This window comes from Pseudescherichia vulneris NBRC 102420, from assembly GCF_000759795.1.
In the GTDB taxonomy this organism is placed as follows: domain Bacteria; phylum Pseudomonadota; class Gammaproteobacteria; order Enterobacterales; family Enterobacteriaceae; genus Pseudescherichia; species Pseudescherichia vulneris.
Window position 1 is genome coordinate 242,252 of record NZ_BBMZ01000008.1, and the last position, 13,278, is coordinate 255,529.

General features: G+C 52.8%; 15 protein-coding genes. 9 read left to right on the top strand and 6 right to left on the bottom strand.

Annotation, left to right across the window (positions count from 1 at the left end; all coding sequences use genetic code 11):
- Positions 1-10: 10 nt before the first annotated feature.
- Positions 11-1,198 carry a cystathionine beta-lyase gene (gene metC, locus EV102420_RS07015; protein WP_042390356.1) on the bottom strand — a complete coding sequence of 396 codons (1,188 nt, stop codon included), beginning with the start codon at positions 1,196-1,198 and terminating at the stop codon, positions 11-13.
- 277 nt (positions 1,199-1,475) lie between these two features.
- On the opposite strand from metC, the gene exbB reads away from it, so the two are divergent.
- From exbB to EV102420_RS07030, 3 genes are all read left to right on the top strand, one after another.
- The gene (gene exbB / locus EV102420_RS07020) at positions 1,476-2,210 is read left to right on the top strand and encodes a tol-pal system-associated acyl-CoA thioesterase (RefSeq protein WP_042390357.1); all 735 of its coding nucleotides are present in this window, start codon (positions 1,476-1,478) and stop codon (positions 2,208-2,210) included.
- Positions 2,211-2,216: 6 nt separating this feature from the next.
- A complete protein-coding gene (exbD, locus tag EV102420_RS07025; protein ID WP_042390358.1) occupies positions 2,217-2,642 on the top strand; it encodes a TonB system transport protein ExbD in 426 nt (141 codons plus the stop codon).
- Positions 2,643-2,823: 181 nt separating this feature from the next.
- Positions 2,824-3,357, top strand: coding sequence for a hypothetical protein (locus EV102420_RS07030; protein WP_255211656.1), 534 nt, complete (start codon positions 2,824-2,826; stop codon positions 3,355-3,357).
- 63 nt (positions 3,358-3,420) lie between these two features.
- On the opposite strand, the gene EV102420_RS07035 is transcribed toward EV102420_RS07030, so the two are convergent.
- The 3 genes from EV102420_RS07035 to EV102420_RS07045 all read right to left on the bottom strand — a co-directional run bounded on the left by EV102420_RS07035 (position 3,421) and on the right by EV102420_RS07045 (position 5,286).
- On the bottom strand, positions 3,421-4,317 hold the full coding sequence (locus tag EV102420_RS07035; protein WP_042390360.1) for an SDR family oxidoreductase: 897 nt from the start codon (positions 4,315-4,317) through the stop codon (positions 3,421-3,423).
- Positions 4,318-4,400: 83 nt separating this feature from the next.
- On the bottom strand, positions 4,401-4,880 hold the full coding sequence (locus EV102420_RS07040; protein WP_042390362.1) for a hypothetical protein: 480 nt from the start codon (positions 4,878-4,880) through the stop codon (positions 4,401-4,403).
- Positions 4,873-5,286, bottom strand: a complete 414-nt coding sequence (locus EV102420_RS07045; protein ID WP_042390364.1) for a hypothetical protein — start codon at positions 5,284-5,286, stop codon at positions 4,873-4,875. Before EV102420_RS07045 ends, EV102420_RS07040 begins: the two co-directional genes overlap by 8 nt.
- A 103-nt stretch (positions 5,287-5,389) precedes the next feature.
- Here EV102420_RS07045 and EV102420_RS07050 point away from each other — a divergent pair, with 103 nt between their 5' ends.
- The 6 genes from EV102420_RS07050 (at position 5,390) to EV102420_RS07075 (ending at position 11,229) form a co-directional block, all read left to right on the top strand.
- Positions 5,390-5,911: an ESA_00282 family adhesion-associated protein gene (locus EV102420_RS07050; RefSeq protein WP_042390366.1), complete on the top strand. Its 522-nt coding sequence runs from the start codon at positions 5,390-5,392 to the stop codon at positions 5,909-5,911.
- Between the two features lie 71 nt (positions 5,912-5,982).
- On the top strand, positions 5,983-6,867 hold the full coding sequence (yghX, locus tag EV102420_RS07055; RefSeq protein ID WP_042390369.1) for a YghX family hydrolase: 885 nt from the start codon (positions 5,983-5,985) through the stop codon (positions 6,865-6,867).
- A gap of 141 nt (positions 6,868-7,008) precedes the next feature.
- Positions 7,009-7,875: a YPO3983 family protein gene (locus EV102420_RS07060; RefSeq protein ID WP_042390370.1), complete on the top strand. Its 867-nt coding sequence runs from the start codon at positions 7,009-7,011 to the stop codon at positions 7,873-7,875.
- Positions 7,872-8,318 carry a DUF943 family protein gene (locus EV102420_RS07065; protein ID WP_042390372.1) on the top strand — a complete coding sequence of 149 codons (447 nt, stop codon included), beginning with the start codon at positions 7,872-7,874 and terminating at the stop codon, positions 8,316-8,318. Before EV102420_RS07060 ends, EV102420_RS07065 begins: the two co-directional genes overlap by 4 nt.
- Positions 8,319-8,322: 4 nt before the next feature.
- A complete protein-coding gene (locus EV102420_RS07070; protein ID WP_172462252.1) occupies positions 8,323-8,805 on the top strand; it encodes a DUF943 family protein in 483 nt (160 codons plus the stop codon).
- Between the two features lie 780 nt (positions 8,806-9,585).
- Positions 9,586-11,229, top strand: a complete 1,644-nt coding sequence (locus EV102420_RS07075; protein WP_042390374.1) for a methyl-accepting chemotaxis protein — start codon at positions 9,586-9,588, stop codon at positions 11,227-11,229.
- 52 nt (positions 11,230-11,281) lie between these two features.
- On the opposite strand, the gene EV102420_RS07080 is transcribed toward EV102420_RS07075, so the two are convergent.
- Together EV102420_RS07080 and yghU are read right to left on the bottom strand one after the other, a co-directional pair.
- Positions 11,282-12,244 carry a sensor domain-containing diguanylate cyclase gene (locus EV102420_RS07080; RefSeq protein ID WP_042390377.1) on the bottom strand — a complete coding sequence of 321 codons (963 nt, stop codon included), beginning with the start codon at positions 12,242-12,244 and terminating at the stop codon, positions 11,282-11,284.
- A gap of 131 nt (positions 12,245-12,375) precedes the next feature.
- Complete coding sequence (gene yghU / locus EV102420_RS07085; protein WP_042390379.1) at positions 12,376-13,242, bottom strand: glutathione-dependent disulfide-bond oxidoreductase; 867 nt, start codon at positions 13,240-13,242, stop codon at positions 12,376-12,378.
- Positions 13,243-13,278: the final 36 nt, after the last annotated feature.

Below are 13,278 nucleotides of genomic sequence, written 5' to 3' on the forward strand. Positions count from 1 at the left end.
CTCATACACTTTACACGATGCGTTCAAATCCTGCCGCTAAATCAGCCTTCAGATCGTCAACGTTTTCTAAACCAATATGTAGGCGGATCAACGTTCCGGTGAAGTCAATCTCCCCCTCAGGACGGATAGCGGCGATGTGCTCCGGCTGGTTAGCGAGGATCAGCGACTCAAAGCCACCCCAGGAGTAGGCCATGCTAAACAGGCTGAAGTTATCCAGATAGGCCGCCAGCTCATCGTTGCTCAGGCGTTTGTTCAGCACGAAGGAAAAGAGACCGCTGCTGCCGGTAAAGTCCCGCTTCCAGTACTCATGGCCCTTGCTGCCCGGCAGGGCAGGGTGGTTCACCTTCGCCACCTGCGGATGCGTCGCCAGCCACTCGGCAATCGCCAGGCTGCTCTCATGGTGCTGACGCAGGCGTACGCCGAGGGTACGCAGGCCACGGCTGGTCATGTAGGCGGTGTCCGCATCCAGCATCTGGCCCATCAGATAGGCATTCTCGCGCAGCTGATCCCAGCAGCGGGCATTGGATACCGCCGTGCCGACCATCGCATCCGAATGACCAATCAGGTACTTGGTTCCCGCCTGAATAGAGATATCAATCCCAAACTCCAGCGCCTTAAACAGGATGCCCGCCGCCCAGGTATTGTCGATCATGATGATCGCCTCTGGGGCCACGCGTCTGACCGCTGCTACAATCGCCGGAACGTCGTGGACTTCCATGGTGATGGAGCCGGGCGCTTCAAGAAACACCACTTTCGTATTGGGCTGGATCAGATTAGCGATATCCGCGCCGATCAGCGGATCGAACCAGCCGGTGGTGACGCCGAGCTTGGCCAAAATTTTGGTACAGAAGTCCTGGGTTGGCTCATAGGCGGTGTTGGTTATCAGGACATGGTCGCCCTGCTCAACAAAGGCCAGAAGGGTGTTAGCCACGGCAGCTGCGCCGCAGGGGAAGAGCGCGCAGCCTGCGCCGCCCTCTAGCTCGCACATCGCTTCCTGCAGGGAGAAGTGGGTCAGCGTTCCCCGACGACCGTAGAACAGTTCGCCTTTGGCCCGACCGCGCGTTGCCTGCTTCTTGGCTTCCACCGTGTCAAAGACCAGCGACGAGGCGCGCTGGATCACGCTGTTCACCGAACCCTGGGTGTATTTTTTGCTGCGCCCGGCATTCACCAGTGCGGTATCAATGTGCTTCGCTGTCATCTTCACGCTACCCTGATTTTTATACGTCTGGATGTCTAGACTACCACGGTAGGAGGTAAAATGACCCCAGCAAGCGCAGGAAGAGCGAAATTTTTTTAATACGGCTTTAGATCGAAAATTCTGAAAATTGTCTTTACCGCCTTTTTTACTGCGTAAGCGCAAGGAAACTTTGTCAAAATTACGCCACTATGTAAATACTAATGAGAACTACTATCAATTCGATGCTGTTTTGATATTATTGCGTTCAGATTTTGTGATTTGCGTCCGGAGATACAGAGTGGGTAATAATTTGATGCAGACGGATCTCTCCGTTTGGGGTATGTATCACCATGCCGATATCGTCGTGAAGCTGGTGATGATTGGTTTGATTCTGGCGTCCATTGTCACCTGGGCCATTTTCTTCAGCAAAAGCGTGGAGATGTTCTCGCATAAGCGCCGCCTTAAGCGCGAGCAGAAGCTGTTAAGCGAAGCACGCACGCTGGATCAGGCAAGCGAAATCGCAGCCGGTTTCCACGCCAACAGCCTGAGCACGCTGCTGCTGAATGAAGCGCAGAACGAGCTTGAGCTCTCCGCGGGCTCGGAAGACAACGAAGGCATCAAAGAGCGTACCGGCTTCCGTCTGGAGCGTCGCGTCGCCGCTGTAGGCCGCCACCTGGGACGCGGTAACGGCTTCCTCGCCACCATTGGTGCAATCTCACCGTTTATCGGCCTGTTCGGTACCGTATGGGGCATCATGAACAGCTTTATCGGTATCGCTCAGACGCAAACCACTAACCTCGCCGTCGTGGCACCCGGCATCGCCGAGGCGCTGCTGGCAACGGCAATCGGCCTGGTTGCTGCTATCCCGGCCGTGGTGATCTACAACATCTTTGCGCGCTCTATTGGCGGCTATAAAGCTATGCTGGGCGACGTCGCCGCGCAGGTGCTGCTGCTGCAGAGCCGCGATCTCGACCTGGCCGCCAGCCCGTCGGCTGCGCCGGTTCACTCCGCACAGAAATTACGTTTAGGTTAATTCCGTATGGCAATGCGTCTTAATGAAAATCTGGACGATAACGGTGAAATGCATGAGATCAACGTGACGCCGTTTATCGACGTCATGCTGGTGTTGCTGATTATCTTTATGGTGGCGGCCCCGCTGGCCACCGTTGACGTGAAGGTAAACCTACCGGCCTCTTCCAGCCAGCCGCAACCGCGTCCGGAAAAGCCGATCTACCTGTCGGTGAAAGCGGATAACAGCATGTTTATCGGTAACGATCCGGTGACCGAAGAGACGATGGTTAGCGCGCTGAACACCCTGACTGAAGGCAAGAAGGACACCACCGTCTTCTTCCGTGCGGATAAAACCGTCAATTACGAAACGATGATGAAGGTGATGGACACCCTGCATCAGGCAGGTTATCTGAAGATTGGTCTGGTGGGTGAAGAGGTAACGCACGCGAAATAAGCGCGGCGTTCAGACAAAGAAAAGGGGCCATCGCGGCCCCTTTTTTATTATCTTAAAAAGCTGTAAGCGATTCATATTTGTGCTGTTTAGGTATCATATTCCACCAACCTTTTTTAGTTTATAGTTAAGTTCAGTAGTAAAATGCTACGCCTTATCGAGAGTAACGCTTATGGAGTCTATCGTGAAGATCCACCATTTACAGGCAGCAGTAGCGCTGGTCATTGCCAGTCTTCAGCCACAGCCTAAAGCGGTTGCTTGCCAGCCTATGATTGTCGAACGGGTTTATGAGATGGGGGCCCGAGTTAATAAGCGCGATATCAAAGAATTAACCGAAGCGCTTAATCATGTGGCTGAAGAACTACGCTCTGGCCGCGCTGAACTTGCGCGTTATGCTGATAGCGACTTTGATGCAGCAACCACCGCCGCCGAAGGGATCAAGAGCCAGGCTATTCACGTGGCAGGTATCGCTGAATCCTTTGTTTTAATGCTGCCTGAAAAAGAGATCATCCTCTCTTACGATAAAGACTCGGTTGAATTCGCTTTTGTGAAGGCGATTAAGATGCTCAGCTTCGCAACCAAAAACTATCTCAATCTTATTGACCAGGTAACACGTACAACTGAAGTGCGTGAGTCTGGTGTCGATTTCGCAGCGATGCATCAGCTGCTGATGACCGGCAACAAGGCTGCGGAAGATTTTCATGCTTCAGCACCCTAAAAAAGCGTGGCGTTCAAACAAAGAAAAGGGGCCATCGCGGCCCCTTTTTTATTGCATGCGAAACTAGCTTAGGTGCATCCCGCCAGTGACGCCATGTACTTCGGCAGTCACGTAGCTCGACTCCTGGCTTGCCAGGTAAACATAGATAGCGGCAACCTCAGCAGGCTGCCCGGCGCGTTTCAGCGGCGTGGACTGACCAAACTTCGGCAGTTTCTCCTGCGGCTGGCCGCCGGAGATTTGCAATGCCGTCCAGACTGGGCCTGGGGCAACGCTGTTCACGCGAATGCCTTTCTCTGCCACCTGTTTTGCCAGCCCGCGGGTGAAGTTAAGGATTGCTGCCTTGGTAGAGGCATAGTCCAGCAGGGTGGCGTTTGGCTGATAGGCTTCCACCGATGAGGTGGTGATGATGCTGGCACCCGGCTGCAGGAATTTCAGCGCCTCCTGGACGGTCCAGAACAGCGAGAAGACGTTGGTTTTATAGGTCTGCTCAAACTGCTCTGAGGTGAGATCGGCAATATCCTCAATTGCGGTCTGTTTCCCAGCAACCAGCGCCAGAATATCTAATCCGCCCAGCGCATCGCGCGCCTGGTTAACCAGCGAGCGAGTAAAGGCCTCATCGGTCAGATCGCCTGGGATCAGCACCGCTTTGCGTCCTTCCGCCTCAATCAGCGCTTTGACTTCCTGCGCATCCTCTTCCTCAGCGGGCAGGTAGTTGATAACCACATCAGCGCCTTCACGCGCGTAAGCGATGGCGGCAGCGCGTCCGATACCGGAGTCGCCCCCTGTCACCAGTGCCTTACGATCCTTAAGACGGCCGCTACCTACATAGCTCTTCTCGCCACAGTCTGGGACGGGATCCATTTTACCCTGCACCCCTGGCGCGGGCTGTTTCTGTTTCGGAAATCCCTCGGTGTAATACTGGGTAGTGGGATCCTGCATTTTCGTCTGATCGTTTGCCATAAGTCGTCTCCATCTGTGATACATCCAAGTTAAGGATAGATGCTTGTGTGGGGAATGCAGGCGAATCGGACGATTTCCTATGGCTAGCGATCGCGACCTAAGGTCTTACCAGAGGATGGATTGGAGGCGGTAGAGGGGCTCGCAGAAACGCTTTCCTGCTTTTCAGGAAGCGCGACCACGTTTACGTTGCCGGTGCGGTACTCGCCGTCAGCAAGCTTGCGCGTGAGCCGCAGCGTGGCGGCTTCACGCTCCAGGATATGCTGATAGTTGGTTTCCAGCGTGGCCATTATCTTTTCCTGTAGGTCAGGATGCAGGGCGATAATTTCATCGATCGCCGCGCCGTAGATCTCCTCTTTAACCTGCAGGGCATAGATCTCGCGGCGGTTCTGCCACTTCAGCTTTATCAAAGCTGCCGGGATAGAGACTGACTCTCTGGCAATACGCTGAACCGTCTCATTTTTATTTTGAATTAACGCATCCAGATTTTGCTTTAAGATAAATTCATCGGTTTTTGTCTCATCTAAAGCCAAATAGACATTATTATTGTTAATTTCTTTATCCACGCGAATCGTCCTGTAGCGTATAAAACATAGGCGTATCTTTTTCGTGGGTTATGAGATTAAGCCAAATTTCATTTCCCGCATCATTAATCTCGGTGGTTTTTTTGGCAATTATTTGACTTAAAAGCTGCGGGTCGATGTCGCCTGCGCCCTGGAGATCGTTTAGCAACCGACGAAAGCATTCAATTTTTACCACCCGGTATAGCCTGTCTTTTATATGGCGGTCGCGCTCTTCCAGCAGCATATTACGCGATTGGCGGGTAGGGCTCACGTTAGTTAATATATCGCTTTCATAATCGGCGAGCGTTCTTTTTCCCTGGGCTAAATTGACATCTTTTTCTGCTTCTCCCACGTCCGTTTTCACCGTGCAAACGTGAAAACGTGCCGGGACAAGGTTCTCGGGCAGCATCGGTAATATCCTGTTATTTCAACGAGGTGGAGAAGGTTAGGGCGTGAGTTTCGTTGACAATATCATGGTGCAATTTTAAAATCAAAAAAAATGGAGCCCGCTGATGAACAGTATTTTTTATTCTGTTATTGCCCTGCTGCTGCTTACCGGCGGCGTACTTTTAATGATGCGTGGGTTCAATGAAAGCTCGCCAGAGGCAGAGATAAGTCCCGATTACGGCCCCGAACCCTTAACAAAAGAGGAGGGGGAAGATCATTTTTCCATCCTGATGAATGCCATTACCCCCGTCTGGTACTGGCGCATAAACCATGAATATATTGATTTTCTGCACGCCACTATTAAGCGAATGAACATGGCGGATCTGAACCGCACGCCAGGCTTATTTGAGGCGCAGCGCCGCTGTAGCGATCTCAATTCGGCGGTGTATCGCTACTACGACAATATAAAAAAACGCTGCCTGAACGGTGAGAAGGTTTCTCATGGCGATCTGGAGGTGCTCAATTTACGACAATGCTTTCGCGAATTTAGTCTGCAAGCCTACCCCTCGTTGGTCGCGCTGGTATGGCCTGAGTATCAGCGTCCGGATGTCGATCCCAACCAGGTAACAACCTTTCCCGCAGAGTAACCGCTCGGGTGACTGACAAACGCGTCACGTTATGCTTTGCTTAAAAAGCATTCACCCTCTGGAGAGCAACGATGACGCGTTTGACGGCCAAAGACTTCCCGCAGGAACTACTCGACTATTACGACTACTACGCCCACGGCAAAATTTCCAAACGCGAGTTTTTACAGCTGGCAACCCGTTATGCCGTGGGCGGCATGACGGCGCTGGCCCTCTTCGATCTGCTCAAACCAAACTATGCCTTGGCCACTCAGGTTGAGTTTACCGACCCGGATATTCTACCGGAGTATATTCATTACCCCTCACCAAACGGTCATGGCGAGGTGCGCGGCTATCTGGTCAAGCCGACTAAAGCAGAGGGTAACGTGCCCGCTGTGGTGGTGGTGCATGAGAACCGGGGACTGAATCCCTATATAGAGGATGTGGCGCGGCGTGTTGCCAAGGCGGGGTATATTGCGTTGGCGCCGGACGGTTTAAGCTCCGTGGGCGGCTATCCCGGTAACGATGATGAAGGGCGAGCGCTACAGCAGAAGGTGGATCCCACTAAGCTGATGAATGACTTCTTTGCGGCAGTAGAATTTATGCAGAGGCATCCTAACGCCACCGGAAAGGTTGGCATCACCGGCTTTTGCTACGGTGGCGGGGTCGCGAACGCGGCGGCGGTCGCCTATCCAGAGCTGGCCTGCGCCGTGCCTTTCTATGGTCGTCAGGCCCCTATCGCCGACGTGCCAAAGATCAACGCACCCGTTTTACTGCACTATGCTCAGCTGGACACGCGCATCAACGAAGGCTGGCCGGCCTATGAGCAGGCGTTAAAGGCAAATAACAAGGTCTATAAAGCCTATATCTACCCCGACGTTAATCATGGATTTCATAATGACTCTACGCCGCGCTATGACCAGGCCGCAGCGGAGCTGGCATGGGAGCGCACCCTCGACTGGTTTAAAAAATACCTCTGAATACCCGCTGTTAAAAAGTTACTTAAGTAAAATTTAAGCAACTTATGTCAAAAACGCCTCGTCCTGCCTCTCTATAATAACCTTTATATTAGCATGGTTAATGATTCCTGTTACAGGTCATATGAAGGGGTGAAAGAGTTCATGGACGACAGAGTGGTAGATACGCCTGTGGCACCGCAGGTGCAGCATTTTCCCTGTGTGGTGTATGAAACACAGAAAAAGATGGATGATTATCAGGCACCCGATATGCGTTACGGCGATCTCAGTGCCCATCGCCTGATGACGTCCTACGGGCTCAACGATGTTTCAACCTTAGTTGATCCCTATACTCTGCAGCAGCTACCGAGGAATAACTTTCACGTTCCTCTCTACCAACCGTTGCCAAAAAGGGTAACGTTAAGCCGTGATGAGTGTATTCGACGTATGTTTAACGAGATGCGTTCGCTCTCCCATATGCCGTTCTCGCTGTATGGGCCGTATCGCTATGTGATAAATGAGATGATTGACCATCTGCAAAACGGTCATGGGCAGGTCTTCCGCTCACCGCTGTTGAATCAGGCGATTAAGGAGCAAATTACTCAGGACGGTTCGGAAAATAACACTTTAAAAATGATAGAAAAAGTTTTAGATAACACCATTATTAAGCAAAAGAAAACTGTCCCAAGTTCTTTAAAGTCACATGTTAAGAAAAGTATCTCAGGAGGCCGTTTACCAAAATTCGATCGTCTTGAGGACAGGGCTAACGGCTTGGGGATCACCGTTCATGATACTTGGGCAACATGCATCACGATTACATCGGTTGTTTTTAGCGCCACGTGCTGGAAAGCCTCAGTCCATTACCGCATCCAGGATCACTTTGGACTAGATGATGACGACATCCTGAACTGGGAGTTTCGCCAGTGGCGCTTCTTCCGCCTGTGGTTTGTCCTACAGCGGTACAATGCCATGGCTCACAGACCCTTTATTACTGAGATGGAAACGACTATGGAGATCGCTGGCGCGCTATGAAAATATCTTTTAAAACATGCGGCATTGTAACTTGTATCACGGGGGCGCTCATCTTGGCATGGATCAACCTCCGCCCCGTAGAGGTGGTTGCCGTGCATCAGGACGATGAATTTGCCTATATCCTGGTACATAACTTCCCGCTGACGGACAAAGGCAAAATTGCATGGTGGCTGGCACATGCCAATGAGCTGAAGGCAAAATACGCGATTCCCCGCCCTGGCCCATATGGGCTGTACTCTATCTCTTTCTGGGATTTCGGGGATGGCTATAAAGAAGATGCTTTTGATCTGTTCTGCTTTAGCGATATGAAAACCAAGAAAAACTGCATCGAAAAAAACATGGTTTTTAGCATTGATAATAACATTGAAGGAACGGTTATTTTTACTACTGATAATGATGCATACACGCTGAAAGATGGAAAAATCGTCCCTCATAAGATTTAACGGGTTGAACGAAAAAGACAACGTAGATCGCTGGCGCGCTATGAAATTATCTTTTAAAAAATTCGGGATTGTCGCTTGCATAGCGGGAGTGCTGTTGCTGGCATGGATAACCCTCCGCCCGGTAGAGGTGGTTGCTGTACATCAGCACAATGAATTTGCCTATATCCTGGTGCGGAACTTTCCCCTGACGGATAGAGGCAAAATTGCGTGGTGGCTGGCCCACGCTGATAAGTTGAAAACGAAATATGGGTTTCCCCGCCCCGGTCCGTACGGACTTTTCTCTGTCTCTTTCTGGGATTTCAAAGACGGCTATAAAGAAGACGCGTTCGATCTGTTCTGCTTTAGCGATATGAAAACCAGGAAAAACTGCATCGACAAAAATGTTGTTCTTAGCGTGGATAATGCTATTGACGGCACCGTTTTTTTTACTACTGACGATGACACATATACGCTGAAAGATGGAAAAATTGTCCCCTTTACGCTTTGATGCGGCGCGCTACCCATTCCCTTCTGATGATTGCGTTAAGAAGATTGCCAGTCTTCATTTTCCTGATAACGGGATGTTCCTCGCGAAATAATAAACTCATGCAACTGTTTAGCGCTGCTAAAATATACCTGCTTGCACTCGCTTCCTGCTGTGCCAGTCGGCCCCTTCGCTGATGTAAATAACCCCCTTCCAACGTCGTTCTTCAGCGCTGACAGGTGGCAACGGGGTGCCTGTCTCTCTATCAAAAGATGCAAAGCCAGTAGTGGCGCGCTCTGTAGCGAGTCGCTGCCTATTTATAACGTTGCCCTTAAATAAATAGCGTAGTTACTCACTTCTTATCAAAATAAATGAATAGGTATTCATTTATTTTATTTTAATAAAAATAGGTCCTCTCTTTGAGCACGTTATTAACGTTATTTTAATGGGAGTAAGCTTTTTTGTAAGCCAGCTAACTATATTTAGGATAGGCGAAGAGTAAAGCAGATTCAGGTAATAAAATGCTTTGGGAAAATCATCGTGACTTATCTTTTTGTGCTTATTTTTCAGTATGTTGCATTTAAGATTGTTCTTAATGATACGTTTTTTTTAAAAATTTATAGGCACAAATCCAGCCCGCAAACTATTATAGCGCACCACACCCTGTTTTAAGCAGGATAACTCACAGCGCGTTTTTTGATCAAAAAAATTATGCGTTACTCTACATATTGTCATTAACATGCCGATAACTCTGCTAAGTCGCTTGCGACAAAAAGTATCCACCTTATCGGCAAGGAATTAATTATGCGCGTGCTGCAAAACTTCACCATTCGTTTGGTGTTGCTGGTTATCCTCGGCATCTTTTGCCTGATGTGGTCCAGCGTTGGACTGTATAGCGTCTTTTCGCTCTCTAAGGTGGCTGAAGGCAATGAGATCGATCGTCAGCTGGTGAACCAGATGACGCTGCTCAGCCAGGGCAACGATCAATATTTTCGCGTGGTGACTCGCCTGTCCCGTGCGCTGGAGACAAAAGCCGCTGGCGGCAACGCGGACTTCAGCCAGGTCGAACTGGCGCTGGACAACATGAAAACCAAGCTGGATGCGCTGAAAGCCATCTCGCCAGGCCCCATGGATGAGAAGGTCTCCGCGCAGGCCATTGCCAACTGGCAGGCGCTGCTGGATCAGGGCGTAACGCCGCAGGTGCAGCTGGCGCAGCAGGGCTCGCTGGACGCTTATCGCCAGCAGGCAAATAACGTCACGCCCGCGCTGAGCCGCGCCTTTGGCGCATCGGCAGAGGCCTTTAACACCGCCGCCAGCACACGTCTGGACGAGACGCGCGTGATGGTTGACGGGCAGACCAGCGTAACCCGCATCCTGATCCTGACCGCGGTGATCCTCGGCCTGCTGATCCTGCTGTTTACCGATCGCTACCTGGTTGCCATGCTGGTTAAACCGCTGGCCATCATTCGCGAACATTTCCGCACCATCGCGCAGGGCGACCTCAGCCAGCCGGTCCAGGATCTGGGTCGCAACTGTGTCGGCCAGCTGGTACCGCTGCTGCGTGCCATGCAGGATAGCCTACGTGATGCGGTCAGCACCATCCGCCAGGGCAGCGACAACATCTGGCGCGGCGCCACCGAAATCTCCAGCGGCAATAACGATCTCTCTTCCCGTACGGAAGAGCAGGCGGCGGCATTGGAAGAGACGGCAGCCAGCATGGAGCAGCTGACCGCGACGGTGAAGCTGAATGCGGACAACGCGCGCCAGGCCAGCGAGCTTGCGGACGTGGCCTCGACGCGAGCGAGTAAAGGCGGCGAGCTGGTCGACGCGGTGATCGGCACCATGACCGGCATCTCCGATAGCTCGAAGAAGATCGCTGAGATCACCACGGTGATTAACAGTATCGCTTTCCAGACCAATATCCTGGCGCTCAACGCGGCGGTAGAGGCGGCACGCGCAGGTGAGCAGGGACGTGGTTTCGCCGTCGTGGCCGGTGAGGTACGTAACCTTGCCAGCCGCAGCGCCGATGCGGCGAAACAGATCGAGTCGCTGATCGCCGATTCCGTTAGCCGGGTTGATAAAGGGGCGCAGCTGGTTAACGACGCCGGTACAACCATGGAAGGCATTTTGCGCGCGGTGACGGAAGTGACCACCATCATGAAGCAGATTGCTAACGCCTCCGCCGAGCAGAGCAAAGGCATCTCCCAGGTTGGCGTCGCGATTACCCAGATGGACAGCGTAACGCAGCAAAACGCCTCGCTGGTGGAAGAGGTCTCTGCCGCCGCGGCGGCGCTTGAGCGCCAGACCGAAGAGCTACAGCGTTCGGTACAGCGGTTCCGCCTCTCTGCTGGTGATGAGCAGAGAGCAGGCAGCACCGCAGTAAATTCTGCCTCTATGCCGCGTCCCACCGTAGCGCATTCTGCGCAGGATGAGTGGGTTGCGTTCTAAGCGCCTCTGTCAAAGCGACGTAGCGTGGGTTGCCGTATCCCCGCTACGTTACTCACCCTGAGAGCAGCGTGGCACCGATAGCCGCGCCGTTCTTACCGCTGTGTTTGATCTGATACATTGCCAAATCTGCCCGGACGAGCGAGTTGACAAAATCATCCTCGTCCAGGGCTTGTTCAATACCAATCGACGCGCCCACGCTTGCCACGCCGTTAGCCAGCTCAAACGGGGTTAATGCTGCCTGCAGGCAACGCTGTGCAGCGCGGGTGACCTGCTCTTCCTTAAGTGCAAAAGGCAGCAGCAGCACAAACTCATCCCCACCAAGCCGCCCAACGATCGTTCCCGACGGGCAGGCCTCGCGCAGCCGCTGGCTAAGCTGCATCAGCAGCTCGTCGCCGCTGCGGTGACCAAAGGTGTCATTCACGTTTTTAAAATCATCGAGATCGATAAACGCCACGCAGAGCGCCCCCGCCATCTTTAACGCCTCGAAATGCTGGATCAGAGCATGACGGTTGGCAAGTCCGGTAAGCGGATCGTGGTTCGCCAGCAGGGCCAGCTGCTCCTCGTACTGCTTCTCTTTGGTCATATCGATATGCGTACCGGTGACCTTCAGCGGCTGGCCGCTATCGTCCCACTCGCTGACGCGCCCCCGGTCAAGCACCCACGTCACGGTGCCGTTTTTATGCTGCATGCGGTGCAGCGCTTCGTAGAAGGGAGTTTTTCCGTGCAGATGGCCGTAAAAGGCGTCCAGCACCCGCTCTCTGTCGTCCGGATGCAGATGCTCTTTCCAGACCTCAAAGCGGGCGTTGAGCTCTTTCGGCTGGTAGCCCAGCATCGATCCCCAGCGACGGTTAAAGATGATCAGCTTGCCGCTGGGTACGTCCAACTGCCACAGGCAGAGGCCGGTACCGTCCAGCGCCGCGCTGAGCTTGCTGCGGGCGTCACGCGCCAGCCGCACCAGTCGGGCGTTGTGCTTCTTCAGATTCTGGATCTGCTGCTTAAGCGCGAGTTCAGACATACCGGCCGATTAGGAGTAAATAAAAACCATTCTTACTAGTTATTTTTTTGTTGTAAATACAGCAGGAAAAAAAGAGGAAGCGTAATCGATTTCAAAAGGTGACCGGGCAGAAGACGCCCGGTCGGAAAGCGTTAGGCCTGGCGTTTGTCCTGCGTGTTATTCGCAAAGTCGCTGGCGTCGTGGCGCTCGTGCAGCTGCTCGTTAAGCGGTCCGTTGGTGCGGTTAACGATGCGGCCGCGCTGTACGCCGGGACGCTCAGCAATCTCTTTGGCCCAGCGCAGCACGTTTTTATAGCTGCCTGCGTCGAGAAACTCTGCCGCGTCGTAAACGTTGCCAAGCACGACGTTGCCGTACCACGGCCAGATAGCCATATCGGCGATGGTATAGTCGTCGCCCGCCACAAACTTGTGTTCGGCAAGCTGCTTATCAAGCACGTCGAGCTGACGCTTGGCTTCCATGGTGAAGCGGTTAATGGCGTACTCAATTTTTACCGGCGCATAGCTATAGAAGTGGCCGAAACCGCCGCCGAGGAACGGGGCAGAGCCCTGTAGCCAGAAGAGCCAGTTCAGCGTTTCGGCACGGCCTGCCGGATCGGTTGGCAGGAAGTGACCAAACTTTTCTGCCAGATAGAGCAGGATCGCGCCGGACTCAAATACGCGGGTAGGGGGCGTGGTGCTGTGATCGCGCAGGGCCGGAATTTTTGAGTTCGGGTTTACCTCCACGAAACCACTGGAGAACTGGTCGCCCTCGCCGATGCGAATCAGCCAGGCATCATACTCCGCCTCGCTGACGCCTTTTTCCAGCAGCTCCTCCAGCAGAATCGTGACCTTTTGACCGTTCGGCGTGCCAAGGGAGTAGAGCTGCAGTGGGTGTTTACCCACCGGCAGCGTTTTTTCATGTGTAGAGCCAGAGACAGGACGGTTGATGTTAGCAAACGCGCCGCCGCCGGATTTATCCCACGTCCACACCTTAGGTGGTTGATAGCTGTTGTCTGACATAGCGATTCCCCATTTTTTATTCGTGTCGATAAACAG